The organism is Alteromonas lipotrueae (assembly GCF_019249255.1).
Taxonomy (GTDB): Bacteria; Pseudomonadota; Gammaproteobacteria; order Enterobacterales; family Alteromonadaceae; genus Alteromonas; species Alteromonas lipotrueae.
Genome location: NZ_JAESDJ010000009.1, coordinates 105,637 through 129,711 on the forward strand (window position 1 = coordinate 105,637; position 24,075 = coordinate 129,711).

26 protein-coding genes are annotated in these 24,075 nt (G+C 45.5%); 11 read left to right on the plus strand and 15 right to left on the minus strand.

Features of this window, described 5'->3' with window-relative positions; translation table 11 throughout:
• Window position 1: 1 nt before the first annotated feature.
• Window positions 2-262, plus strand: coding sequence for a SlyX family protein (locus KYS23_RS13625; RefSeq protein WP_159534099.1), 261 nt, complete (start codon window positions 2-4; stop codon window positions 260-262).
• A gap of 71 nt (window positions 263-333) precedes the next feature.
• Here KYS23_RS13625 and KYS23_RS13630 read toward each other — a convergent pair whose 3' ends face one another.
• Window positions 334-1,470: a DUF748 domain-containing protein gene (locus KYS23_RS13630; RefSeq protein WP_218419090.1), complete on the minus strand. Its 1,137-nt coding sequence runs from the start codon at window positions 1,468-1,470 to the stop codon at window positions 334-336.
• Window positions 1,471-1,812: 342 nt separating this feature from the next.
• Window positions 1,813-2,019 (minus strand): YheV family putative zinc ribbon protein, encoded by a 207-nt coding sequence (locus tag KYS23_RS13635; RefSeq protein WP_159534096.1) that lies wholly within the window; start codon window positions 2,017-2,019, stop codon window positions 1,813-1,815.
• Between the two features lie 117 nt (window positions 2,020-2,136).
• Between KYS23_RS13635 and KYS23_RS13640 the strand changes: the two genes are divergently transcribed.
• The 4 genes from KYS23_RS13640 (at window position 2,137) to KYS23_RS13655 (ending at window position 5,960) form a co-directional block, all read left to right on the plus strand.
• A complete protein-coding gene (locus tag KYS23_RS13640; protein ID WP_159534094.1) occupies window positions 2,137-4,074 on the plus strand; it encodes an ATP-binding cassette domain-containing protein in 1,938 nt (645 codons plus the stop codon).
• Window positions 4,061-4,588, plus strand: a complete 528-nt coding sequence (locus KYS23_RS13645) for a TIGR02444 family protein (protein WP_218419092.1) — start codon at window positions 4,061-4,063, stop codon at window positions 4,586-4,588. The genes KYS23_RS13640 and KYS23_RS13645 overlap by 14 nt, the downstream gene beginning before the upstream one ends.
• Before the next feature lie 18 nt (window positions 4,589-4,606).
• Window positions 4,607-5,635 carry a hydrolase gene (locus KYS23_RS13650; protein ID WP_218419094.1) on the plus strand — a complete coding sequence of 343 codons (1,029 nt, stop codon included), beginning with the start codon at window positions 4,607-4,609 and terminating at the stop codon, window positions 5,633-5,635.
• 82 nt (window positions 5,636-5,717) lie between these two features.
• The gene (locus KYS23_RS13655; RefSeq protein WP_218419096.1) at window positions 5,718-5,960 is read left to right on the plus strand and encodes a YheU family protein; all 243 of its coding nucleotides are present in this window, start codon (window positions 5,718-5,720) and stop codon (window positions 5,958-5,960) included.
• Window positions 5,961-6,069: 109 nt separating this feature from the next.
• On the opposite strand, the gene KYS23_RS13660 is transcribed toward KYS23_RS13655, so the two are convergent.
• A complete protein-coding gene (locus KYS23_RS13660; RefSeq protein ID WP_159534088.1) occupies window positions 6,070-6,630 on the minus strand; it encodes an outer membrane beta-barrel protein in 561 nt (186 codons plus the stop codon).
• A 610-nt stretch (window positions 6,631-7,240) separates the two neighbouring features.
• Here KYS23_RS13660 and KYS23_RS13665 point away from each other — a divergent pair.
• Together KYS23_RS13665 and mdoH are read left to right on the plus strand one after the other, a co-directional pair.
• Window positions 7,241-8,920, plus strand: coding sequence for an OpgD/OpgG family glucan biosynthesis protein (locus tag KYS23_RS13665; protein ID WP_218419098.1), 1,680 nt, complete (start codon window positions 7,241-7,243; stop codon window positions 8,918-8,920).
• Window positions 8,901-10,853 (plus strand): glucans biosynthesis glucosyltransferase MdoH, encoded by a 1,953-nt coding sequence (gene mdoH, locus KYS23_RS13670; RefSeq protein WP_218419100.1) that lies wholly within the window; start codon window positions 8,901-8,903, stop codon window positions 10,851-10,853. Before KYS23_RS13665 ends, mdoH begins: the two co-directional genes overlap by 20 nt.
• Window positions 10,854-11,041: 188 nt before the next feature.
• Here mdoH and KYS23_RS13675 read toward each other — a convergent pair whose 3' ends face one another.
• The 3 genes from KYS23_RS13675 to nudE form a co-directional block, all read right to left on the minus strand.
• Window positions 11,042-11,626: a YceI family protein gene (locus KYS23_RS13675; RefSeq protein WP_218419102.1), complete on the minus strand. Its 585-nt coding sequence runs from the start codon at window positions 11,624-11,626 to the stop codon at window positions 11,042-11,044.
• A 76-nt stretch (window positions 11,627-11,702) separates the two neighbouring features.
• Window positions 11,703-12,551 carry a 3'(2'),5'-bisphosphate nucleotidase CysQ gene (gene cysQ, locus KYS23_RS13680; RefSeq protein ID WP_159534080.1) on the minus strand — a complete coding sequence of 283 codons (849 nt, stop codon included), beginning with the start codon at window positions 12,549-12,551 and terminating at the stop codon, window positions 11,703-11,705.
• 3 nt (window positions 12,552-12,554) lie between these two features.
• Window positions 12,555-13,118: an ADP compounds hydrolase NudE gene (nudE, locus tag KYS23_RS13685; protein ID WP_159534078.1), complete on the minus strand. Its 564-nt coding sequence runs from the start codon at window positions 13,116-13,118 to the stop codon at window positions 12,555-12,557.
• A 66-nt stretch (window positions 13,119-13,184) separates the two neighbouring features.
• Here nudE and yrfG point away from each other — a divergent pair, with 66 nt between their 5' ends.
• From yrfG to KYS23_RS13705, 4 genes are all read left to right on the plus strand, one after another.
• The gene (gene yrfG, locus KYS23_RS13690) at window positions 13,185-13,892 is read left to right on the plus strand and encodes a GMP/IMP nucleotidase (protein WP_218397518.1); all 708 of its coding nucleotides are present in this window, start codon (window positions 13,185-13,187) and stop codon (window positions 13,890-13,892) included.
• Window positions 13,882-14,424 (plus strand): inosine/xanthosine triphosphatase, encoded by a 543-nt coding sequence (gene yjjX / locus KYS23_RS13695; RefSeq protein ID WP_218397516.1) that lies wholly within the window; start codon window positions 13,882-13,884, stop codon window positions 14,422-14,424. The genes yrfG and yjjX overlap by 11 nt, the downstream gene beginning before the upstream one ends.
• A gap of 257 nt (window positions 14,425-14,681) precedes the next feature.
• A complete protein-coding gene (locus KYS23_RS13700; RefSeq protein ID WP_211070247.1) occupies window positions 14,682-16,070 on the plus strand; it encodes an NAD-dependent succinate-semialdehyde dehydrogenase in 1,389 nt (462 codons plus the stop codon).
• Window positions 16,071-16,139: 69 nt separating this feature from the next.
• Entirely contained in the window at window positions 16,140-17,261 is a 1,122-nt protein-coding gene (locus KYS23_RS13705) for an MBL fold metallo-hydrolase (protein ID WP_159534072.1), read from the plus strand.
• Between the two features lie 17 nt (window positions 17,262-17,278).
• On the opposite strand, the gene KYS23_RS13710 is transcribed toward KYS23_RS13705, so the two are convergent.
• The 9 genes from KYS23_RS13710 to gspF are packed head-to-tail and all read right to left on the minus strand — an operon-like array spanning window position 17,279 to window position 24,074.
• Window positions 17,279-18,037: a type II secretion system protein N gene (locus KYS23_RS13710; RefSeq protein ID WP_013786676.1), complete on the minus strand. Its 759-nt coding sequence runs from the start codon at window positions 18,035-18,037 to the stop codon at window positions 17,279-17,281.
• Window positions 18,034-18,513, minus strand: coding sequence for a type II secretion system protein GspM (gene gspM / locus KYS23_RS13715; RefSeq protein WP_013786675.1), 480 nt, complete (start codon window positions 18,511-18,513; stop codon window positions 18,034-18,036). The genes KYS23_RS13710 and gspM overlap by 4 nt, the downstream gene beginning before the upstream one ends.
• Window positions 18,510-19,709, minus strand: coding sequence for a type II secretion system protein GspL (gspL, locus tag KYS23_RS13720; RefSeq protein WP_013786674.1), 1,200 nt, complete (start codon window positions 19,707-19,709; stop codon window positions 18,510-18,512). Before gspL ends, gspM begins: the two co-directional genes overlap by 4 nt.
• Entirely contained in the window at window positions 19,709-20,752 is a 1,044-nt protein-coding gene (gspK, locus tag KYS23_RS13725; RefSeq protein WP_218397512.1) for a type II secretion system minor pseudopilin GspK, read from the minus strand. The genes gspL and gspK overlap by 1 nt, the downstream gene beginning before the upstream one ends.
• Window positions 20,752-21,372 carry a type II secretion system minor pseudopilin GspJ gene (gene gspJ, locus KYS23_RS13730; protein ID WP_013786672.1) on the minus strand — a complete coding sequence of 207 codons (621 nt, stop codon included), beginning with the start codon at window positions 21,370-21,372 and terminating at the stop codon, window positions 20,752-20,754. Before gspJ ends, gspK begins: the two co-directional genes overlap by 1 nt.
• Entirely contained in the window at window positions 21,372-21,776 is a 405-nt protein-coding gene (gene gspI, locus KYS23_RS13735; protein WP_309475339.1) for a type II secretion system minor pseudopilin GspI, read from the minus strand. The genes gspJ and gspI overlap by 1 nt, the downstream gene beginning before the upstream one ends.
• Window positions 21,773-22,402: a type II secretion system minor pseudopilin GspH gene (gene gspH / locus KYS23_RS13740; protein ID WP_013786670.1), complete on the minus strand. Its 630-nt coding sequence runs from the start codon at window positions 22,400-22,402 to the stop codon at window positions 21,773-21,775. The genes gspI and gspH overlap by 4 nt, the downstream gene beginning before the upstream one ends.
• A gap of 8 nt (window positions 22,403-22,410) precedes the next feature.
• Window positions 22,411-22,848 carry a type II secretion system major pseudopilin GspG gene (gspG, locus tag KYS23_RS13745; protein ID WP_013786669.1) on the minus strand — a complete coding sequence of 146 codons (438 nt, stop codon included), beginning with the start codon at window positions 22,846-22,848 and terminating at the stop codon, window positions 22,411-22,413.
• Window positions 22,848-24,074, minus strand: a complete 1,227-nt coding sequence (gspF, locus tag KYS23_RS13750) for a type II secretion system inner membrane protein GspF (RefSeq protein WP_126872108.1) — start codon at window positions 24,072-24,074, stop codon at window positions 22,848-22,850. The genes gspG and gspF overlap by 1 nt, the downstream gene beginning before the upstream one ends.
• Window position 24,075: the final 1 nt, after the last annotated feature.

Consider the following 24,075-nt stretch of genomic DNA (forward strand, 5'->3'; position numbering starts at 1 on the left):
TATGACAGATAAAAATAGCAGTACTGACAGTGTCGCATTTCGGGTAGAACTCGATAGTACGAACCACAGTATTGAAGAGCTCCAAACGAAAATAGCGTTTCAAGAGCATACCATTGAAGCCTTAAATGAAGCGCTGTCTTCACAGCAGCAACAACTTGATGAGCTTACCTACAAGTTACGCCACGTTATCGACAAGGTTAAATCAATTGAGCCTTCTAATATGGCCAAAGACTCGGAAGAAACACCGCCTCCCCATTATTAATGATACCCCCGCATTGCAGACTGAGCTTACGAAGCCCTGGCCGATACAGATACAACGACCAGCTTATCGTATCAAGGTTTAGTGCTTTGGCTGTCTGTGTCAATGGTTTTGGTTGAATCAGGCAGTGCGGGTTCAGCTAAAGTTTCTAACTCTACCGACTCTTCAATGTCGCCGCTAATGGCTTTAATAAAAGCGTTTTTAATAATGGCGCCCAGCGCACGAAGTACATCGGTATCTGGGCTACTTAAATCCCCCTCAATAGGAATGCGAGTAGCGACTTGATCTTCACTTTGGTTCTCAAATAGCTCAGTAATAAAAGCGGATAATAGCTCTACGGTGCCTTCAAGTAATCCATCACCATCTTGCTCAATATCACCCTTCCATGAAAATACTTCCACATGGTGCAGTATTGGTTTTATGTAGCCTTTTACTTTGCCATCATCGGCAGCAACTTCGGCAGCAAGGGTAAGTGAACCTGCCTCTAGGTCGAATGGTGCATAGGTATCCAGCAGATTTTTAAAGTTAACTAAAGCCACATTGTCGGCTTGAATATTGAGATCGAAAGTAGGTTTATGTGTGGCAGGGTTAAGCTTGGCTTCTAGGTTCAGTGTACCTTGTTGGGCAGTTTGTGCGCTCAGGGTGGCATTAGCCACCCGATTGTCAGATAACGCATCGCTATTCACCAAATTTGTTACTTCACCTTGAATGTCGTGTAGCGAAATATCAATAACAGGCGAGGTCTCTGGGTTATAAAAACCAATTTTGCCATCGGTCACACTAAGCTTATCAATACGTAATGGAAACAGTTGATTAGCAATGTTAAGCCAATCTTCGTTTTTACCGGCTTGACTGTTATCGCTGGTGGCACCGTCGACAAAGTTAATTTCAGGACGAGTAAGATTCACCGTACCGCTTGCGGCCCCTTTTATAAGTTGGCTCCAGTTTAATGTGAACTCAACCTTATCGGCGCGAAACAGAGGCTTGTCTACTTGTCCGTTAGACTTGTACAACAACACGTGCTCTAAACTATAAGCACCGCGCCAAAGCATTAAATCTACGTCACCTACTCGGCCGCTGTATTCACCCGGCTGACTGAGAGTTTTATTGATATACCACTGGGCCGTATAAGGCATGCTCATGCGAATGATAAGTAGCAACCCAAGTACGATGGCGAGTGAAATAAATAGGTAACGATTTGCGGTCTTCATAAATACTCCTTTAAAAGAGTACTTCAAGAATTATGCCGCCGGAAGTTAGCTGTCTGTAAATGGGGCGAGGTTAAATAATTCAGTACTATCAGTTGGATAAGAGTATGCTATCAAAAGCTTTCTGACGTTACATTATGTAAAGATACGTCGAATGTGGGCGGTATCTTCACAGAATGCGTAATAGTTACTTCTTATTAGAAAGAGGCAATGCACATGACTATAATCTTATGTGAATTAACTCATGAGTAGCACCCTACGAGGAATGCAAGGTTGAGTATTATGTATACTAGCGCTAATTGCGAAGATGTGAGTTACACAAACGTGAGGGGGGGTAACCGCGAACTAGTGAGGTTTGAAAATGCCAATCACGTTTTCATTTTCACGGGTGGCCGCATTCACTTGTTCTTCGGTTTGCGCTTCATTATAGCCACAGGCCACGCACTCTAGCTTTTCTACGTTATTTTCGTAATATAGCGAAATAGTGTCTAACTCTTGGCATTTTGGGCAGGTAGCGCCTGCAACAAAGCGGCGTTTAATCGATTTTTGCATTGCAGCTCTCTTAACGTAATTTACTCAGTATTATACCGCGAAAAGCCATTTCCTGATCAGATTTTGATAGGAATTTGCTATTATACGCGACCTAAATTGTTCCCGCGAAGGTTATGAATGATAAAGCTTACCAACGTATCGCTAATGCGTGGCAGAAAAGTGCTGCTAGAAAATGCATCAGCGCAGGTATTTCCAGGCCATAAAGTCGCCCTTATAGGGAGCAATGGCTGTGGCAAATCGACCTTGTTTTCCTTACTGCGTAACGAAATGTCTGTAGATGCAGGCGACTGTGTGGTGCCTGCTGATTGGCGTATAGTGAGTGTTGCACAAGAAACTCCTGCCACCGACAGACGTGCAATAGAGTACGTTATTGATGGTGATAAAAATCTTCGCCGTTTACAAGCACAGCTTCAGCAAGCAGAACAAGATGAAGACGGCGTATTGATTGGTAAAATTCATGGCCAACTAGAGCAAGCCGGCGCGTACGATGTAGAAGCAAGAGCCGCGACTATTCTATCAGGGCTGGGCTTTACCAACGTTCAGCTTACCGCACCGGTTACCGATTTCTCTGGTGGTTGGCGTATGCGCCTAAATTTGGCGCAAGCACTACTATGCCCCTCTGACTTATTGTTGCTTGATGAGCCCACGAACCACTTAGATCTAGATGCCGTCATTTGGTTAGAAAAGTGGTTGCAGCGCTACGAAGGTACGCTGTTATTGATTTCTCACGATAAGGCGTTTATCGATAATACCGTAGCGCAAATTATCAGTGTTGAGCAGCAACAGCTGATTACCTATACCGGTAACTATTCTGCCTTTGAAAGGCAGCGTGCCGAGCGACTTCGTTTGCAAAATATAGAGTTTGAAAAGCAGCAGCAAAAAGTGGCGCATTTAACCTCTTTTATTACCCGCTTTAAAGCTAAAGCGAGTAAAGCTAAGCAAGCACAAAGCCGTATTAAGCAACTTGAAAAAATGGAAACTCTGTTGCCTGCTCATGCGGCTAGCCCATTTAGTTTTGAGTTCGTACCGCCTGCTGCACTGCCTAATCCCCTTGTGCAAATGGAACACGTACAGTTAGGTTATGATGACCATATTGTATTACAGCAAGTGAAGCTTAACTTGGTGCCAGGAAGTCGTATTGGTTTACTGGGGCGAAACGGACAAGGTAAATCTACTCTTATCAAGTTGTTAGCTGGTGTACATGCCCCGAAGCAAGGTATTTTCGATACCGCCAAAGGCCTTAAAATTGGTTACTTTGCTCAGCATCAATTAGAAACCCTCGATCCTAACGCCACGCCTATTTTGCACTTACAGCGCCTAGACGAAAAAGCTACCGAACAACAATTGAGAGATTATTTAGGTGGCTTTGGCTTTAACGGCGATGAAGCGCTTTCAGCTGTTGCGCCTATGTCTGGTGGCGAAAAAGCCCGGTTAGTGCTCGCACTTATTGTGTACCAAAAACCAAACTTGTTATTACTCGATGAGCCCACCAACCACCTTGATTTAGAAATGCGTCATGCGTTGAATATTGCGCTGCAAGGCTTTGAAGGTGCCATGGTGTTGGTATCGCACGATAGATTTTTACTCTCATCGGTATGCGAAGACTTTTACCTAGTAGATAGCGGCGAAGTGGCGGCGTTCACTGGCGACTTAGACGACTACCGCGACTGGATTTTAAAGCAACAAGCCGCCGAAAAAGCAAAAGCGAACAGCGATGCGAAAGCGTTAAATGAAGACGCAAGCGCTGTTAGCGAGCGTAAAATCGATCGTAAAGAAGAAAAGCGCCGAGAAGCAGAGTTTAGAAAGCAAGTTGCTCCACTGAAAAAAGCCTTAGAGAAGCACGAAAAGGCCATGGACAAATGTTCAGGCGAGCTGAAAACCCTTGAAGCATCATTATCAGACACAAGTTTATATAACGATGATAAAAAAGCCGAACTTATGCAATTGTTAGATAAACAGGCAAAGCTCACTCAGCAGCTTGAAGAAGAAGAGATGCAGTGGCTTGATGCTCAGGAGCAAATGGAGGCGCAGCGCGCAAGTTATGAAGCACAATAATGCTATTGTAAATGCAGAGGATTTTTGGCAGTACGCAGGCAGTCGCTATGGTACAGGCGATGTAGCGCCACTTGCCATTTTGTTGCAAGACCGCCATGGTGTGAACGTAAACATACTTTTGCTGATATGTTGGTGTATTGAGCACGGCTTCATTATTAATTTGCCTCAGTTAAACGCGGTTATCAGCGCCGTTGAAGCATCAGAACACGTCCTTAAGCAACATCGGCTTGAGCGAAAGCAAGCGAAGCCAAAAGACAAGCAAGATGCAAACTACCAGAAAGCTTTAGCGAGATACAATCAGCTAAAAGATGACGAGTTAGCATTAGAAAAAACGCAACAAGCTATTATTGTAGAAACGGTAAACAGCCTTGGCTTAGCGTCTTTACCTTCAGGCGCCTCTGGTCAGTCGGGTGTGTTCAATGCTTCTATCGCTGCACTTATTAATGCGTATGGGCTAAGAGAAAAACAAGAAGCCCGCAAGTTAATCAGCCAGTTACTAAAGCATTTGTCGTAGAAAAAATAAGAAAACAGCATGAGCAAAATTGCGTTATCGCATGGAAAGATTATAAAAAGCAGCTTTCGGGTACCAAGTTGGGCAAAGAACCGTCATGTTCAAACTATATGGCCACGCTTCATTCAAAAACGCTTACCGCTAAAATACAGCATGGAACGCCTAACATTGCCAGATGACGATTTTGTCGACGTTGCATGGGGGCCAAAGCCCGCAGAGCCTTCGGGGATTATTGTGATGTTCCATGGCCTTGAAGGCAGCATTCGCTCACATTACGCCAACGATATGATGGCCAATTTATCCGTGAATGGCTGGCAAGTGGTGATGATGCATTATCGTGGCTGTAGCGGCGTACCAAATTTAAAGCCAAGAGGCTACCATTCTGGCGAGACCGGCGATCCGAGCTTTTTTCTTGATTGGCTAAACCAAAAATTCCCCCAACTCCCTAAAGTTGCTGTGGGCTTTTCGCTTGGTGGTAACATGCTGTTAAAGCTGCTTGGTGAGAACCCCGCGCAAAAATGGCTGAATGCGGCTATTGCTATATCGTCACCATTGAAGTTGTCGGAGTGTGCCAAATCAATTAACCACGGTTTCTCGCGGGTGTATCAGAAATACCTTTTATCGAGCATAAAAACCACGCTACGAAAGAAGATGTCGTTTATCGATTATCGTAAACTTATTCAGTTAACAGGCGATGATGTTGATGGCATTACCAGCTTTGCGCAATTTGACGAGAAAGTCACTGCACCCTTGCATGGTTTCGAAGACGCGAACGACTATTACGAGAAATGCAGTGCGTACCACTTCTTGAGCGCTATTCATTGCCCTACGCTTGTATTGCACAGTATTGACGACCCCTTTATGAACCATTTAGTGGTGCCTAAAGAAGAAGAGTTAGCACGCAATGTTACCCTTGAACTCAGTGAGCGTGGTGGCCATGTTGGCTTTATGCAAGGTTCGGTGTTTAGCCCTAAAGTGTGGCTGCATGAAAGGGTAAAAAGGTACGTTAGCGATGTACTGCCCATTAACCCCACCACGCCCTACGTGTAAGTTTCCTATCTTGTTTGCACGTTAGCTGGCTTTATCTCATGCTTAATCGTTAGCGTGAGCTCACTTTTTTCTGGAGGCAGAGATGATAATTCCAATCGACGCGGTTGATACCGAAACCCTACACAGTTTAGTGGAAGCATTTGTGCTGCGAGAAGGCACAGAATACGGCGCTGAAGACGTCACTATGGAAACCAAAGTGACACAAGTATTAGATGCGCTTAAAAGTGGTGAGGCCGTGCTAGTGTATTCAGAGCTTCACGAGAGCGTGGATATCAGACCAAAAGGCGATGTGACATCCCAAAGTGAGTCTGCTGAAGAAAAGTAGGTATACGTGCAGCTTAAAACAGAGCTTATACGTAAATTGAAGAATAAAAAAAGCCGGGCGAGTGACCCGGCTACCTTTCATCAGGAGAGCATCCCAAAACGAGAAAGGTTTAGAAACTGTAGCGTGCAGTTACCTGCATGATGTCTAAGTCATCCATAAGCTTGTAGTTGGCACCCACGGCCCATTGAGGGGTGATATAATAGTTCGCGCCTACTTTGAACGTGGCATCGCCATCTTCAACGTCGTAGTAGCCTACTTCACCTAGAAGCTCAACTTGCTCAGTCACCATAGAACGAACACCAGCATTCACACTGTAGCCCGTCTCATCATCGAAATCGCCATCGATGCGCTCAAAGTTGGCGCCGAAATATGCATCGGTAGTGGCGTTAAGTGGCATTCTGTAACCAGCACCTAGGGTTAGCATATCGAAATCGAAGCTGCCTTCTTCAAAGTTGCTGTATTCACCGTTTAAGTAAATGTTGCTGTTTAATAGGTATTTGCTGCTTAGTACGAAACCATCGGGTTCGAACGATTCGTTATCGTCAAAATCCATCTTGCTATAGCCACCTTCTACATAACGCCAGTCTGGAGACTCAGCTAACGTTGCAAAAGAAGCAACAGAGGCTGCGGTAGTGGTAAGTGCTGTCAGTAAAGTGATTGCTTTACGCATTGAAAAAACTCCTATTTATCGCAGAAAGAAAAAATACCTGCGTTTCAAATTTTGCGAACCTGTGCATCGTAATATGCAAACAAATATCGCGAATTCCATTGTTAAATCTGAAGTTTGTTTTGCAAAGGGTTTGCCAATTACGTTATGGGTTGATGGTTTAACAGACGATTTTTCTATAACTAACAGAAAGATAGTGGTTTTTAGCTGCGAGTGCATTCTCTTACCGAAACAGGTTTATCAAACAGCGTTGATTATCTGAACAACAAAATCCGCTAAATGTGTATCTAAAAAACAACACTATATCCTTTCGTCTAATGGCTGGTACGTTTTTACACAGTGGAAGATGGCCCTCCAATTCAAAAATAACTTTTGTAAATGTTTGAAAATAAGGCGATTGATGGTTTTTCAACCCCTTTTCAATAAGTTGGATCATTCTTTGCAATTGCTCTTATGAGTTCAAGCGCGGTTAATTCGCTACCCAGTTCTTCTTCCTTTTATGGGGCAGCGAGGTTCCTATCAAAATAAGCACCTTTGGGCATTCATCTATGGAGTTAGCAGGTGACTTTTTTGAACGCGTTCTGGCATAGCCCTAATTCATGGAGATAACGACATGCAGCAAGAGTATAAACAAGACCGCTTTGATGGCGTGACGAGTGTCAGTAAAGTAACCAAGCGAGGCCTCATGTCACTTTACTCTCGCGTTGCGGTTGTGATGGCCTGTGTGTTGTCATTATTAGTCGCACCAGTGATTAATGCTGAAGAGGTGAGTAATAGCAACGAACCTCGTGATGCATCCCCTATTCTTCAATCTGTTATCGATGCCGCAAAAGCGTCTGCTGAGCAAGGTTATGAGCAAAACGATCATGGTCTCGATGAAGGGTTAAAATCAATTGATTATCAAACTTATCGCGCTATTCGCTTTAATCCTGAGAAAAGCTTGTGGGACGGCAAAAACGACTACGAAGTACAGTTTTTTCACCCCGGCTTTCTCTATCAATTACCTGTGACAGTTCACACGATTGATGAATTCAATAGCGCTCAGCGCATTCCCTTCACTAGCGACATGTTTCGCTATGACGACAAAGCAGCGCCGTTAGCAGGGCTGACTAACGATAAAACGGGGTTTGCAGGCTTTCGCGTTCATTACCCATTGAAAAATGAAGTATACAAAGATGAGTTTGCCGTATTTTTAGGGGCGTCTTATTTTCGTTTAGTGGGTAAGAATCAAGTGTATGGTATTTCTGCTCGCGGGCTTGCCATTGATACTGCCCTCACGAAAGGGGAAGAATTTCCTCACTTTACTGAATTTTGGCTTATTGAGCCTAAAGAAGGCCAGCCTATTACGATTTACGCACGACTGGAAAGTCCGTCAGTGGCTGGAGCGTACAAGTTTGTTATTGAGCCCGGCATTGATACAAAGGTTGATGTGCAAAGCTGGTTGTTTGCCCGCGAAGATGTAGAAAAACTAGGTGTCGCCCCTTTTACCAGTATGTTTCTTTATGGCGAAAACAGTGAAAAGCGTCCAGATGACTACCGCCCTGAAGTACATGACAGCGATGGCGTGTTAATGGTGACGCATGCCGATGAAGAGATTTGGCGTCCGCTGACTAACCCGGCAAGGCTACAAATTACCTCGTTGAGTGACAGTGCACCGAAAGGCTTTGGCATGTTGCAGCGCGATGGTGAGTGGGGAAGCTACTTGGATGCTGAAGCAAACTATCATATTCGCCCAGGTCTTTGGGTAACCCCTACTGAGGGGTTCGAGAAAGGCCGGTTAGAGGTGGTAGAAATACCGACTAACTCAGAAACGCACGACAATATTGTAGCCTACTGGGTGCCTGAAGCACCGTTACTTAGTGGTGAATCTCGCTATTTTGCGTACACCTTAAAAACGGTAGAGCGAAACGCATTTGTTAGCGAGTTGGCCACTGTTATTCGCACACGCCAAGGCAAACCGTCGTTACCTGGTGAGAAAGTAAAAGATGAAGCGAAGCAGACTCAGCGCCGCTTTATTGTTGACTTCGCTTCACCTGATATGGATTCGACCGAAATGTCAGCTAATGAAAACACGGCTACAAGCGTTAACCCAGACGCTACCAAGCTTATTGTGCAAGGTAGCAATGGTGCAATTTCTCAGCAGCGCCTTTACCCCGCTAATGAAGGGAAAGAGTGGCGTGCTACTTTTCTTCTTAAGCCTAAAGACAAAAGCACGGTAGATATGCGTGCTTATATCGAGCTAGATGGCAAACGTATCAGTGAGGTTTGGAATTATGTCTACCAACCTAAGTAATACTTCCATTTCCCCAACATCCTCAACAAAGCGTGACCGATTCATCACGACAGGAGAGCACATGCGCGTATTTATAATGGCAATGTTAGTGCTTCCGAGTACGGCTTTGGCCGGTTGGAGCCTTTATGAAATTTTTCTTCCAAATGGGTTAACAAAGCTTGAAATAGCTCAGCTTGGTTTAGGTCTAATATTGTTCGCTTGGCTCTGTATGGCATTTTGGACCGGTATTATCGGGTTTGTACTCCAACTCTTTAATATTGACCCTTTAAGCTTGCGTAAAAAGCAAAGTAAGCCTGATGAAGCCACTCAATTAACCGAGCGTCATGCGGTGGTAATGCCAGTATATAATGAAGATACACGCCGAATTATGGTGGGCTTTGAAGCGTGTGTCCGCGAGTTAATGAATACGCCACACGCTGATCATTTCGACTTCTACATGTTAAGTGACACCCGCGATCAAACCAAGGCGGATGCCGAGCTTCGCGCATGGCAGCGTATGACGAAACGTTTAGGCAGCTTCGCCTCACAAGTGTTTTATCGTCGCCGGGAAAAGAACCTTCATCGCAAAGTGGGTAACTTAAAAGAATTTTGTGAACGCTGGGGTGCGAACTACGAATCTATGATTGTGCTAGATGCCGACAGCATAATGACGGGCGAGCGCATGTTAGATTTAGCCCGCCGTCTCGAACAAAACCCAGATACCGCATTAGTACAAACTATCCCTATGCCGGTACGTCAAAATACCTTCTTCGGCCGATTTGTACAATTTGCGGCGCACCTTTACAGCCCTATGCTGGCAACTGGTTTGTCGTTTTGGCAAACAGACAGCGCCAACTATTGGGGCCACAACGCGATTATTCGCATTGCGCCCTTTATGCAGCACTGCGGTTTACCTAAATTGGAAGGCAGCGCACCGTTTGGTGGTGAAATTCTAAGTCATGACTTTGTTGAAGCCGCGCTGCTTCGCCGTGCAGGCTGGCAGGCCTATTTACTGACAGATACCACGGGCAGCTATGAAGAAGTCCCTAGCAACGTTGTTGATTACGCTATTCGTGACCGTCGTTGGGTGCAAGGTAACATCCAGCATTTAGGTTTGCTGAACGTGAAAGGCCTGAAAGCGGCTAACCGTCTTCACTTTTTATTTGGCGCGTTTGCGTATATTTCATCGCTGGTCTTATTTTGCATGCTAGCGTTAGGTACAGCCGATGCCCTTATTCGCGCCACATCAGTGCCTGACTTCTTTGTATCTGAATACCAGTTATTCCCAAGCTGGCAGGTAGCCCGTCAAGATATGATGATGGTTACCATGTGGGGAACTGCTGCGCTACTCTTCTTGCCAAAAATGCTGGGTATCGTGCTTGCGCTAATTAAGCGCAGGGAAGAGTTTGGTGGCGCCATGTCGTTACTGAAAAGCGCAGTGGCAGAAATTACCATGGCGATTCTTATTGCGCCGCTCATGATGTTTTATCATAGTTTCTTCGTAATAAGTGTGTTTGTTGGGCACTCGGTTAAATGGGAAGCACAAGAGCGTGAAGGTAAAAAAGTGCCATGGAGCGTTGCCTTTAAACATACGCAGCTTATGAGTTGCTTGGCGGTAATATGGGGCGTAACGACCTTCCACTTCACACCCTCTTTATTTATGTGGTTGCTACCGGTTTTAATTGGAATGGTGCTCGCCGCGCCGGTTATTCGTATTACTAGCAGTGATAATTTAGGTATAAAAATGCGTAAATGGGGCGTGTTTGTTATTGACCAAGAAGTGAATGAATGTACCGCCCTTAAGCGTTTGCGGGTGGCTATGAATTACTTCGCGTTGTCTCAGTACAAGGCAGAAGAGCCAGCACTGCCTGAAAGCTTGTGGGTAACCATGCCTGAACAGGTATTAAGTGAAAAGCCGCTGCCTATGCGCCCAGCATTGGTCAATAACGCGTAGAGCCTTGTTTGTGTTAGCGCATACCTAGTAGTAACAGCTAAAGATGAGGTGTTCTTACCTCGCCGCTAGCTCCCCAGCACTACGCGGCTATATAGCGCTAACACGCTGAAAATAAACTACTAGACACAAAAAAGCCGGGTCGCTTTACTTCACAGGTAAAGCCCCGGCTTTTTTTATAGAGCGTATATTTACTGCGTGAAAGTTACGGAGAAAGAAACCGGAACCGTGGTCGTAATACTTTTAAGCCCTGCAATTTTTTGAAGTGCTTCAACACCTGCCGCTAACCCGAAAGACGCTGCTTTAATTAGCGTAGGCGCTATTGTTGAAACCGTTAAAGTATCTGTGTCTACTTTACTCGCCATCACTGAGAAGCTTGTAGGTACTGCCATACCATGCAGCGTTAAAATACCGTCGACTCTACCGCTAACCACTTCGCCATCGGCTAAATTTAGCATTGACTCAGGTAGGGTTGCGTCAAAGGTGGCTTCAGCAAATTCAGTTACATTGAATAGCATGTCTTGCATACGTGTATTACGGATATCAATTGACGTATTTACCGACGCCAAATTAACCGTAACATGCAGTTTTCCGGCATTCGATAAACTGCCTTCAAAACTATCGAATTTATGCACTTCGGTAATCTGTGAATTCTTAGTAGAAAGGAAATGCAAAGCACTGGTGTCGCCATCTATCTTCCAGTCAGCAAGTGCAGGAAACGCAAGACCGAATGCAAGCAAGGCAGTTGTTACCTTACGAATACGTGTCGTCACCATAATATTACTCCTTTAAATAATAATAATGTCCACTCGAGATTACTCGAAGATGGCATAGACCAAATAACCTAACGCACTAATTACGATGAGGGTTTACAAAGTCATTATACTGGACAACATCTTTCCATGGCACTCTTTGATCGCCCATTACCACAAAATCTGGGTTCTCTAGCGAATGGCGCTGGTTGTAAGTAAGTGGTTCGAAGTTCGCGGCAGCAATACTGCCCCCGGCTTCAGATACAATGCACTGTGATGCACCTGTATCCCACTCACCCGTTACGCCAATTCGCATAAATACATCGGCTTTACCTTCTGCAATAAAGCAGGCTTTCAGTGAGCAGCTTCCCAATGGTAGGGTTTGATAAACCCGCTTTGCACACATACGACCTAATACTTTCTCGCGGCTTTGCCTACGACTAATCGCAATCATAACCACGCTGTTTTTAGGATCATCAAGCTTACGGACGGCAATCTTCTCTTCCCCGTCGGGTGACGATTTAAATGCCCCTTTACCCTTTTCTGCAAAATAGAGCGATTGGCCAGGGGGCCAGAAAATAACACCAATCTTAGGCTGATTATTTTCAATAAGCGCAATGTTCACCGCAAAGTCACCACTTCTGGCGATAAACTCTTGGGTGCCGTCGATAGGATCGATAAGCCAATAACGCGGCCAATCTTTTCGCTCTTCCAAGCTGGCATGCTTATTTTCTTCAGACAGAATAGGAATGTTGGGGGTGGCGTCGCTTAAGCGTTTAACAATAATATCGTTGGCAAGGTAGTCGGCGCTAGTAACCGGAGAATCGTCTTCTTTTTGGTAAGCGTCAAAATCGCCTTTATCATACACTTTAAGCACAGCTTCGCCGGCTTCAACGGCAACGGTTTTTGCGAGCTCTAATAGTTCGCTGTGGGGGTGTTCATCGGGCATAATCTATTGGTCCTTCAACCATTTTTGAGCAAGCAACAGCGCAGCGATACAGCGAGCTTCAATAAAATCTTCACGAGCCAGTAACGCGTCTGCCTCAGCAAGGGGCCAGTGAATCACTTCCAATGGCTCTGGTTCATCACCCTCTAGTCGTTCAGGGTATAAATCTCTTGCTATTACAATGGTCATGTTGGCATTAAAAAAGGTAGGTGCCATGCTAACTTTGTGTAATTCAATCAGGTCGTTCGCACCAAAACCTGCTTCTTCTTTTAATTCTCTATCGGCGGCTTCAAGGGCGGATTCGCCAGGGTCGATAAGGCCTTTTGGAAAGCCAAGTTGATAGGTGTGAGTACCTGCGGCATATTCGCGAATCAATACCATGGTATCTTTATCAATCATGGGAACAATCATGACGGCGCCACGATTGCCTCCTGCCATCCGTTCAAACTCCCGCGTTGCGCCATTAGAAAACTCTAAGTCTAGGCGCTCTACGCGAAAAAGCTTACTTTGGGCAACAATTTCCCGATTGTGAATTTGCGGTAATGGCTTGTTCGGGTCAATTTTTCGCATGTCTCTTGCTACAACTTTGTTATCATACCTACTGTAACTAGCTTACTTCATTATAAGGAAAATCGCTTGCCCTTTCTGCCCTGGAATGAAATTGATACGGTGTTGTTGGATATGGACGGCACCCTACTGGATTTGCACTACGACAACCGGTTTTGGCTAGACCATTTGCCAATACGTTTGGCTGAAATCAAAGGCATTCCAGAACAAGAATGTCGAGACATGATGGCCTCGCATTATGAAAAGGTGCACGGCCAAATTCAGTGGTATTGTCTCGATTATTGGGCAGAAACACTGGATATCGATATTATGCCAATTAAGCGTGAACTGGCGCATCTTATCGAAATTCGCCCCGATACCGTTCCCTTCTTGAAGGCGTTGCATCAATCTGGTCGCGAGGTGGTGTTAGTCACTAACGCCCACCCTGGTAGTTTATCGTTAAAAATAGAGCGTACACAGTTAGACGCGCATATCGATAAATTGATTTCCACGCACGAGTTTGGTGTCACGAAGGAGTCGCAGTTGCTGTGGCAGAAGCTGCGTGCACGCTTAAACTTTAATCCAGCGCGAACCTTGTTTGTAGACGACACCATACGAATTTTAGATGCGGCAAAAGAGTTTGGCATACAGCACCTTCTTGCGGTTGATAATCCAGATCACACGTTGCCTCATCGTAATATTTCCGAATTTCCTGCTGTTACCGACTATCGCCTAATGATTGAGGAAATCTTGGCAAACCCTGTCTCTAGCGACGAAGGCGGTAAACATGCTGAGTAAATTATTTGTAGGGTCTAAAAACCCCGTCAAGGTAAATGCGGCGCACATCACGTTATCCATTACCTTAGAGCAAGATTTCGATGTGTACGAAGTTGGCGTGCCTAGTGGGGTATCTGAGCAGCCAATGAGCGAAGAGGAAACTCGGCTAGGCGCGGTGAACCGTGTAAAAGCACTTATTGATATGCACCAAGACGACACCAACGATTCATGGTATGTGGCTATTGAAGGTGGTGTTGATGTGTTCGAAGACGGCCCTGCTACCTTTGCTTACGTGGCTATTTATAACGGCGGGCGTATGTCGATAGGCCGAAGTGCCAACTTGCCGTTACCGGTTAGTGTGTATCAAGCATTACAACGGGGCGAAGAACTAGGCCCAGTAATGGATAAGTTATTCAATACTACTAATGTGAAGCAAAAAGGGGGCGCGATTGGCTTGCTTACTCTTAACCACGCTTCTAGACAAAGTGTTTATGAAGTCGCGCTTACGCTAGCCATGGCAAAGTTTCATTTTCCCGATTTGTATACCGATTGATATACAAAATACACGCTGCTAACTGCCATTGAAAATGGCAAGGTAAATAGCTGTGTTTTACTTAAAAGCACTCTGTAAGCTCTACCGAAATGGTCACGGACTTCCGTAATTATTTCTTATCGAGCTTTTTTAAAATATCGCACTCATTGTTTAGACTTTAGTCTATGTTGTTGATATGTAGTTGAAAGTCTGAGGCTGGCTGTTTTGGCGTTGTAGTTGCACTGCTTCCCATCACAAACGGATTAAGGAGTGTGACAATGAGCGAGACAATCAACACATATAACCCTGCAACGGGTGAGAAGTTAGATCATTATCATTTGATGTCAGCGGATGATGCAGAGCAAGCGGTAACCCGCTCGCAAGAAGCCTACTTAAACTGGCGCAGAACTTCTTTCGATGCCCGTGCCCAATTATTTAATAACCTTGCTGATTTAATGGAAGAGCGCATTGACGACTTAACCAGCCTGATGACCCGAGAAATGGGTAAGGTAACCGAGCAAGGTAAGCAAGAAGTGCAGCTATGTGCAAATATCTGTCGTTATACGGCAGAACATGGTGCCGAAATTCTAGAAGATGAACACCGCATTTTTGAAGGCGGTCGTGCCATTATCAGTTACCAACCTATCGGCGTGATCCTAGGTATTCAGCCTTGGAACTTCCCGCTTTATCAGGTTATCCGCTACAGTGTGTCAAACATTATGGCGGGTAATACCACCGTACTTAAGCATGCTAAAAACGTATTTGGTATGGCCGTAGCTATCCAACAAATGTATGAAGATGCAGGCTTCCCTAAAAACGTCTATCAGTCGCTATTGATTGATGGCGGTACGGCGAGTGACTTAATTAAGCATAAGCACGTTCGCGGCGTAACGTTTACAGGCAGTGATGAAGTGGGCAAGCAAGTTGCTAAAGAAGCTGCAAGTTTGTCTAAAAAGACGGTGATGGAGCTAGGTAGTAACGATGCTTTCATCGTACTTGCAGATGCCGATATCGACCAAGCGGTTGAAACCTGCATTATGGGCCGTGTTATCAATAACGGTGAAACCTGTGTAGCAGCTAAGCGCTTTGTTATCGTCGATAGTATTTATGACGAATTCAGAGATAAGTTTGTTGCCCAGTGCAAAAAACTTAAAGTAGGCGACCCTGCCGACGAAAATACCGACCTAGGCCCTATGGCACGTGAAGATTTACGTGATGAATTACATGACCAAGTTAAAGCGTCACTTGAAGCGGGTGCAACGCTATCGTTAGGCGGCGAAGTACCAGATAGTAGTGGTTATTTTTACCCTATCACTGTATTAGAAAATGTCTCACCAGGCATGCCGGCGTACGACGATGAATTATTCGGCCCAGTGGCTTCGTTAATTCGCGTTCGTGATGATAAGGAAGCCATGACAGTAGCAAATGATTCACGTTACGGCCTTGGTGGTGGTATCTTTAGTACTGATACAGACAATGCTATCGCCCTTGCTAAAAACGAGTTCGATACGGGTATGGTGAATATCAACGGTTACTCGTTAGCTCAGCCTAACTTGCCATTCGGCGGTGTTAAAGACAGTGGTTACGGTCGTGAGCATGGTGGTTACGGTATGCGAGAATTCGTAAATATCAAAACCATCATGATTGCAGAGCAACAAAACAGCTAAGCGTACCAATGCGGTTAGCCCACGGTGTTGGGCTAATCTGCAACAAGGCGCTGAATAGGAGTAAGTAGTATGTTAGTCACATCCATGAAATCTAGTTCAGCCCGTATTGCGAAGCCGCACGGTTCAAACGTAGGTTCAAATTTAGGCGCACACTTAGGTGTTAAATTAGGACTGGGCACAAAACTAAGTCTTGGGCTGGGGTTATTTACCTCAGCCTTTTTTGTTTGTGCTGAGCCTACCCCTTTCCCTATCGCAGCGGCTGGAGATTCCATTGAACAGTCGCCTGCTCAGCATGCATCAACGGATAAAAGCGCCACCACCGTATGCCAAGGGGTGTCATTACAAGTGCTTGGATCTGGTGGCCCAGAACTCGACGATGGTCGAGCTTCTGCATCCTACCTTCTTTGGAAAGACGAAAAGGCCAAAGTGCTGGTAGATGCAGGGAGTGGCAGTAGCGTTCAATTTGGCGCGTCGGGTGCTGATTTTACCGATGTAGACATCATCTTATTATCTCATTTGCATACTGATCATGCCGCCGACCTACCTAGTTTTATCAAGGGAAGCTATTTCACACGTCGAGATACAGATTTAACCGTGTATGGCCCTGCCGGTAACGACCTTATGCCAAGTACTCAAGCGTATCTTGATGCGCTGATAGGTAAAGAAGGGGCATTTAAATACCTGTCTTCTTATACCCAAGAAGGTGAAGATGATTATAAGGTGTCTGCACACACGGTTGCAGATACCACTTTTTCCACATCCATTAGTGATGATATCAGCATAGAGGCTATATCGGTGCACCATGGGCCAATCCCGGCGTTGGCGTGGAAAGTTACTATTGATAAATGTGTTGCTGTATTTTCAGGCGACACCAACAATGCGGATGGAACATTAGCCAACTTTGCTAAGCATGCTGATGTGCTTGTGTTGCATAATGCTATTGAAGATATTGAAAAGGGGGCGGGTAGCGCTGCAACCAATTTGCATATGACGCCTGAGCAAATTATTGAAATTGCAAAAGAGTCAAAAGCAAAACGTATTGTGCTTTCTCATATAATGAAGCGCAGCGAAGCAGGGCTAGATGGGCTTACTGAGGCTATTGCGGTTATTGCCCCCGGACGGGTGTTTGCCGCGCAAGACCTAATGAATATTCCATTGGTTAGCGACCTTACTCGTGAAGAAGGCCGCTAACTTATATAGCATTGCGCCTATTGTAATTTAATGGCGATATAACCATTCGCGTCGGGTTGTCCGAAGAATTTAGACGCCTGATGTACCTCTTGAGGAAGGCTATCATCTGGCTTAAATTTCCCGTCTACTTTAACTTTTTTCATGTCTGGGCTAACTACAGCATCAATAGAAAGGCCAAGTAGGTTTGGCTCGCTGACCACAATACCAATGTCATCACCCACACAGCGAAGTTTGGCAGAATAAGTGCCAAAGTCGATAGGGCCTTGTGTACCTGCAACTGCGGCATTCAACCAATCACCGGTGCCTTGTAGCGCCACACACTGAGGGCCAAAAGTAAGTTCGTCGAGCTTCACTTTAAATCGCCCGCTGGCATTCACTGGCAGAGGCAAATTCACTTGCGCCAACACGCGGTCGACGGGTAGGTAAACCGAAAAGTTTGTGGTTTCTACTTTGTTTGTATTAAACAAACTGGTTTTAAATGGCCCTTCAAAAGCAATGTCGTTTACATCGCGAATGTTACCCGCTTTTACATGCGCACTTACCTTTCCAATCAGCAACGCAAGGGGGCTAAGCTCCCAATTAACGTTATTAATAGGGAGTCCGTTCACCACGATGGTTTGCGCCTTACCCGTCCATAATGTGCCACTGACACCACTAATCGATACATTTTTTGGCAAGTCTACTCTGCCAATCACCTGAATAGCAGGCATGTAAGCAATTGCAAAAATTAGAAAGGCAACAATGCCACCCACTAGCCAACCAAACTTAGACTTCATGCTTTTCCTAACTGTAAACGGCGAACTTTGATGTAACCTGGATCATCAGCTTCAGCAATATCGGCCTGAATGATGACAATGCCCATGCCTTCAAGGGTTTTTAACCATTCCAGCACATCATTAAAAGGGGCTTGGTCTATCCAAACTTGTAACTCATCATCTTGCGGTTGCATACGCGAAATGGCGATGCTGTGACTTGACGTAGTGCGGTTAACGGCTTGAGGTAGTGAACCTCGAAAAGGCGTAGCGCGGTTGCTGCTTTTTCTGAGTTGTTGAGCGCGAACGGCACTGTCTTTTACCCATACCAGCAAGCTTTGTTGGTTATCTAGCAATTGCTTTTGCTGATGCAAAGCTGCATTAAGGGGCGACCAAATCAAAAAATAAAATAAACCAATAACCACTACCACAGCAGAGATCATTACCAGTATTTGCTCGCGCTCGGTAAGCGCTTTAAATTTGCTGACTAGTGCGTTCACAACACACTCCTAATTGATACCGTGCCAATCACATTGTCATCACGGTTATTGATAGCCCCTTGCTCTACGGTAAATCCAGCACCTTCCGCCTGTCGGCGAAATTGCTCTAATGCCTCAAAGCTTTTACCTTGCGCTTGAATACGAATTTCGGTGCGGGTGGCATCAAACCGTAAAGTTTGTGGTTTTACTTGTGTGCTAGCAAAGGCTTCTGAAAGCTGATCTAGCATCACTAACATAGAGGCATCGCCGCCACTTTTTGATAATTTATCAAGCTCATATTGCAGCTTAAGCTTCACGTTACGATAAACGCCAATATTGGGGAACCCAGATTTTACCGCTTGATCTATTTCACTGGAGAGCGCCGCGTTATCAGATTTCAGCTGGTACAGGGTAACGGTTTTATCAACCAGGCTGGTACATAACACCAGTACCGCTAATACAGCCGCGACACGCCATTGTGCCCACGCATTGTTGCGAGTACGCTTTACTTTATACTCGCCCTGAAGCAAGTTGAAACTGCTCGACAACGCCTCTTTGGCTAGCACATGCATAGGTAGCTCAAGAGGGGCGTCATTTACCGTAATATTCGGCACACCACTTAAATCAATACCCGCATAGTTGGTAATGACAACCGGGGCTTCTTGTTGGCTGGTGAAATGGCCTAGGGTGGGTAACAACCACGCTTGCTCGCCCTGTATACCTTGAAAGGTATCTTGGCGTACCAACATTTGCTCGCCTAGGGTGAGTACAGACCAACCGTTTTCAGTTACCGGTACGGCGAGTACATCAGGAATTAAATGGTTACAGAACAAGCCTGCATCAGCTAACCATTGCTGCCACATTTGAAGTTTTGCATGACTTACCACGGCAACGGCTTGGCTATCGCCTACTTTAGGGCCTATAGCAAAAAACTGTTCGCTAATATCAGTGGCTAATTCATCTTCAAGCATGAAGGGCAAAGCAGAAAGTACCTTTCTGCCCGCTCTTGGCGGTAACGCTACCCATTTAAGTAATATTTCGCTGCTAGGTGCCAATGCGATTACCGCACGCTGCCCAGCACGTTCCGCTAAGGTAGAAAGGGCGTCGGCATTGGGAAGTTCACCAGAAGCGATAATTTCTTCTTCGGCTGTAGACCATACTAGCCAGCTAATTGGGTCGGCCTCGGTGGCACCTAACCTAATCAGGAGTTGTTCCATTATTTTACGCCTCCAAACTCGCGCTTTATTATTTTTACGCCCGCGTCACTACTTGCGTTAAATACGGTAGAAAGTTGAAACGTTGCTTTATTGTAACGGGTCTTAGTGTGCAAAATAAAATACTCAGTGGTTACCGTAAACCATTCTTTTCGGCTATCAGATAAACTTAATGCTTCAACACTCGGCTCGGCCAGAAATTCGCTTACGTCTTCCCAGCCATCTTGTGGGCGGTTACCCAGCAAGCTAGTGGCTTGTTGTAAATCTAACCCCGTTAAGCCGGCTAATAGCGCAGCATGTTCTTCATCAATGGTATTCACATTAATGGCTAAGGCGTCGTTGTCGGGAATTACGCAAACCAGAGGGAGAATTTCATTCAACCAAACCGCAGAGACACCGTTAATAATACGCAATTCGCTTGTCGATGCCAGTAATCCGTTTGCTGCTAAGTAAGGAAACTCTCTCGACTCATATTCGCTATCTTCTGCGCCATAGGGGCGCATGTTGTCATCTTCATCTACCCAGTCGGCCAAACTGTCCCGCACGGTATCAGCGGTAAAGCTGTTTAGATCGTCTATTTCAAGCGCCAAAAGCATAGTGTGAAAGGCATCCATCGCTTCGGTAGCGCCATCACCACTATTCACGTTTGCGCTAGCGCTGCCTTGTAGAATAGCGTTTAAGTTAAAGCATGCTTGAAGGTCGGTAAGGTTCGCTTGTAAACCGCCATTGTCTAATGGGTACATAAATTCCTGTGCCCAAGGCTGGTCTAGCGAAATTTTATCACCGGTCTCTTCCATCAAGGTTTGAAGTGACTTTCTTGCAAAGGCCTCGGCTCCCAAGGCATACCAGTACGCTTGATTACTGTCTTTAATATTCATGGTGCGCTGAACTTGCAACTGCAAGCGGGTACCCATTTCAGTGGCCAATACAGACACCAGCGCCACAATCATTAGCACAATCATAAGCGCCACGCCTTGTTGGCGAGAAGGCAGCGAACGGGGTGTTTTTGTAGGAGCTTTGATAGCCGTTTTAATAAGAATGCCCATTACGCCGAACCTCCTGTTAAGGCAAACTCACGACGTACTAAACCAAAATCTTTACTCACAAACTCAATCGCCACCGCAGTGGGTAACGCTTCACCTTGGTAACTTTCACTCCAACTTAGATCGTCGCTGTCATCAGTACTACTTTCAGCGCTAATGAATTCAACGGTAAAACTTTCTATATTTTCAAGCAGGGTACGAGTCTTAGGTTCATAGCCAATAACATTATCGACGTAGTTGCTATAAAGGCGTTCTAGTCGGTCTTCATCAAGGCGATATGCCACGTATTGTAGGGTGCTTCGGGGCAACATGAGTTGAGGGTTGTGCCAACCGCCGCGCACAAAGCCAATACCATCGCCGTCACTATCATCTACCTCGCCGCCAGCCATTACTACGGTTTGGGTTTCCCCTTCAGCGCGAACTGGCCGTGGCACCGCTTGTTGAATATCACGCTCTATGATGACCATGGCACGTTGCAGTTGTTGTAACTTCTCAAAGCGCTCGCTAGATAAGTCGTTGCTATCAATTACCGTGGTTAGCAGGCCTGTAGATGCCAAACCAATGAGCGTAAAAATAGCCATGGCAATCAGAATTTCAATGAGAGTAAATCCGCGCTGCTTCATTAAGTGCCTGCGCTGGTGGGCTTGGCCACAAAGGTAGTTACTGACGTGACACTGCCAGAATAATCTGAATCTAAGCCTACGCTGATACTTACCGAGCGAAGTTCATCGTCGTTGGTTTTGGTTACTTTTTGCTGCCAATACCAAGTACGATCAGCCATTTCCATGCTGCCTTTTAAATTGTTCTTAGGTGGCCAAGTATCATCAAGCTGTAACTGGTTTAGCCGGTTACTGGCAACATAGCTGGCAAAGGTTACCGCTTCAATTTGCCCTACGTTATTTAAGTGATCCCCTGCGGCCTTTAAAATAGCCGTACCGGTTAAGGCAAAAATAAGCAGTGCCACCATGACTTCAAGCAGTGTCATGCCTTTTTGATTGTTGGGCGAATGCGAAAAAGGGCTTTTCACTGATCTGGGCTCTCAAAGGGGCCAGCCAATTCTAGTGGCGGAAACTCTTCATTGTTTAGCGCAAAATAAACGGGTTCGTCGTTAAAGTCGCCTTCATAGGCAAAACTAAGGCTGAAGGGGGTAATATCGCCGCTAGACATGATTAATATTTGCGGCGGTGGCAGTTTCTTTTCTTCTTCGCTGCCTATTTCAACACCATCTTCAGACACGCTTAAGGTTTCGTCGAATATGCCTCGGTCAAAAAGTTGGTCTTCTTTGGTCCAAGGCAAGTCGTCTAAATTTAGCGTAAATGAGAAGTCTTCAGGTAATGTGTGAGGTTCATAATATTTCTCGCCCTCAATACGTTGCCACTCATCATTTTCATCTAAAAAAACGAAGTAGTATTCGTTGTCTTTTTGCTCTATACGAATGCCAAGTTGCTGCTGGTTTAGCACAGCATAATCGCTTGCCATATCGACCAGTACTTGTAGTCGTTGGGCTTGGCTTTTTAGCAAGTCTGCTTTACTGGCGCCAAAGGCATTGAACATCACGTACCCAGCCGCTAACCCCATAAGCAACAGTACCAGCATCACTTCTAATAGCGTGAAGCCAGTGTGCTTGTTGTGAGGATGAAAGCGGCCAAGCATAAAATAACTTAGTTTAAGTATTCGTTAATGTTCCAGTTACCAATATCGTCATCGGTACCTGGTTCACCGTCTGGGCCATTTGAAAAAATGTCTACTACGCCTAATTCTCCTGGGCTAATTAGCGCATAAGGATTGCCCCAAGGGTCTTCTGGCAAACGCTTGATGAAACCGCCTTCTGGGTAGTTTCTTGGAATGGGATCAAGGGTTGGAGCGGTTACTAACGCTTCTAGCCCTTGCTCAGTCGTTGGGAACTTATTGTTTCGAAGCTTATACATTTCAAGCGCGCTTTCCATTTGCTGAATATCAACGGCGGCTTTTTTAAGTTGTGCCACTTCTTGGTTACCCAAAATTTGCGGCGCTACCATCGATGCCATAATGCCGATGATAAGTAGCACCACCATTACTTCAATCAAACTAAATCCAGAACTACGTTTTAAGGTTTTCATCAGATATTCACCATATTGTTTAAGGCCAAAATAGGCTGCAAAATTGCCATTACGATAAACAGCACTATGCCAGCCATCGACACGATAAGTAGAGGTTCAAATACTTTTAGTGAGACACCAACAAGGGCTTCAAATTCCCTATCTTGGTTATCGGCGGCGCGACCAAGCATTTGCTGTAATTCGCCAGACTTTTCACCCGATGCAATCATGTGCATCATCATTGGCGGGAAAATTTTTGTATTGTCGAGCGCAGCGCGCAAGCTGCTCCCTTCTTTTACATTAATGGCAGCATCGGCTACCTGATTCTTTATATGCTGGTTTTCAAGTACATCGCCAGAAATGCGCATAGATTCAAGTAAAGGCACGGCGCTGGCACTTAATATACTTAAGGTACGTGCAAAGCGAGCGGTATTAAGCCCGCGGGACACTTTACCAATAAGCGGAAGTTTCAAAATAACTTTGTGAAACCTTAGCTTCATCTTTTTCTGCTGAAGCACACGCTGAACAATTACCGCCAGAATAGCCACTACTACCAGCAAGATAAGGCCGTAATTTTGTAGCCAAGTACTCACCGAAATAAGTACTTGGGTAATACCTGGAAGGTCTTGCCCCATATGGTCGAATTGACCGACGATTTTAGGCACAACCACCGTCAGCAATAACATCACAATGCCGAAAGCGAAAAACAGCATGAGCGATGGGTAAATAAGTGCTTGGGTAATTTGACTGCGAGTTTGCTGGCGTCGTTCGGTGTAGTCGGCAAGGCGATTAAGTACCGTATCTAAGTGACCGGATTTTTCACCTGCCGCCACCATGGCGCGGTATAAGTCGTCAAATACACTAGGAAATTCAGACAAGGCATCGGCTAAACCATGACCTTCAACCACTTTGCTTCGAACAGCCATCATCATGTTCTTTTGACGGGGCTTTTCACACTGCTCGGCAACCGCCAGTAAGGCTTCTTCTACCGGTAAGGCAGATTCTACCAAGGTGGCCATTTGACGGGTTAACAGGGCCAGATCTGAGGCTGAAATTCTCGGTTTAAAAAACGAGAAACCACCACTTTTACCGTCACTTTTTCCGCGCTCGGTAACTTGTTCTACTTCTAAAGGAATGAGGCCCTTTTCACGCAATTGCTGGCGTACTTGGCGAGCATTATCGCCTTCCAGTACACCATTTGCGTTACGGCCACGGTTATTTACCGCTTTATAAGCGAAGGCGGCCATA

Coding starts and splice junctions, on each gene's coding strand:
- KYS23_RS13630 (WP_218419090.1), bottom strand. CDS start 1,470: ATGAAGACCGCAAATCGTTACCTATTTATTTCACTCGCCATCGTACTT.
- gspK (WP_218397512.1), bottom strand. CDS start 20,752: ATGGGCATTCTTATTAAAACGGCTATCAAAGCTCCTACAAAAACACCC.
- KYS23_RS13655 (WP_218419096.1), top strand. CDS start 5,718: ATGATAATTCCAATCGACGCGGTTGATACCGAAACCCTACACAGTTTA.
- gspJ (WP_013786672.1), bottom strand. CDS start 21,372: ATGAAGCAGCGCGGATTTACTCTCATTGAAATTCTGATTGCCATGGCT.
- KYS23_RS13675 (WP_218419102.1), bottom strand. CDS start 11,626: ATGGTGACGACACGTATTCGTAAGGTAACAACTGCCTTGCTTGCATTC.
- cysQ (WP_159534080.1), bottom strand. CDS start 12,551: ATGCCCGATGAACACCCCCACAGCGAACTATTAGAGCTCGCAAAAACC.
- KYS23_RS13650 (WP_218419094.1), top strand. CDS start 4,607: ATGAGCAAAATTGCGTTATCGCATGGAAAGATTATAAAAAGCAGCTTT.
- KYS23_RS13705 (WP_159534072.1), top strand. CDS start 16,140: ATGTTAGTCACATCCATGAAATCTAGTTCAGCCCGTATTGCGAAGCCG.
- KYS23_RS13640 (WP_159534094.1), top strand. CDS start 2,137: ATGATAAAGCTTACCAACGTATCGCTAATGCGTGGCAGAAAAGTGCTG.
- gspG (WP_013786669.1), bottom strand. CDS start 22,848: ATGAAAACCTTAAAACGTAGTTCTGGATTTAGTTTGATTGAAGTAATG.
- mdoH (WP_218419100.1), top strand. CDS start 8,901: ATGTCTACCAACCTAAGTAATACTTCCATTTCCCCAACATCCTCAACA.
- yjjX (WP_218397516.1), top strand. CDS start 13,882: ATGCTGAGTAAATTATTTGTAGGGTCTAAAAACCCCGTCAAGGTAAAT.
- KYS23_RS13635 (WP_159534096.1), bottom strand. CDS start 2,019: ATGCAAAAATCGATTAAACGCCGCTTTGTTGCAGGCGCTACCTGCCCA.
- gspL (WP_013786674.1), bottom strand. CDS start 19,709: ATGGAACAACTCCTGATTAGGTTAGGTGCCACCGAGGCCGACCCAATT.
- KYS23_RS13710 (WP_013786676.1), bottom strand. CDS start 18,037: ATGAAGTCTAAGTTTGGTTGGCTAGTGGGTGGCATTGTTGCCTTTCTA.
- KYS23_RS13645 (WP_218419092.1), top strand. CDS start 4,061: ATGAAGCACAATAATGCTATTGTAAATGCAGAGGATTTTTGGCAGTAC.
- KYS23_RS13625 (WP_159534099.1), top strand. CDS start 2: ATGACAGATAAAAATAGCAGTACTGACAGTGTCGCATTTCGGGTAGAA.
- KYS23_RS13660 (WP_159534088.1), bottom strand. CDS start 6,630: ATGCGTAAAGCAATCACTTTACTGACAGCACTTACCACTACCGCAGCC.
- KYS23_RS13700 (WP_211070247.1), top strand. CDS start 14,682: ATGAGCGAGACAATCAACACATATAACCCTGCAACGGGTGAGAAGTTA.
- KYS23_RS13665 (WP_218419098.1), top strand. CDS start 7,241: ATGCAGCAAGAGTATAAACAAGACCGCTTTGATGGCGTGACGAGTGTC.
- nudE (WP_159534078.1), bottom strand. CDS start 13,118: ATGCGAAAAATTGACCCGAACAAGCCATTACCGCAAATTCACAATCGG.
- gspH (WP_013786670.1), bottom strand. CDS start 22,402: ATGCTTGGCCGCTTTCATCCTCACAACAAGCACACTGGCTTCACGCTA.
- gspF (WP_126872108.1), bottom strand. CDS start 24,074: ATGGCCGCCTTCGCTTATAAAGCGGTAAATAACCGTGGCCGTAACGCA.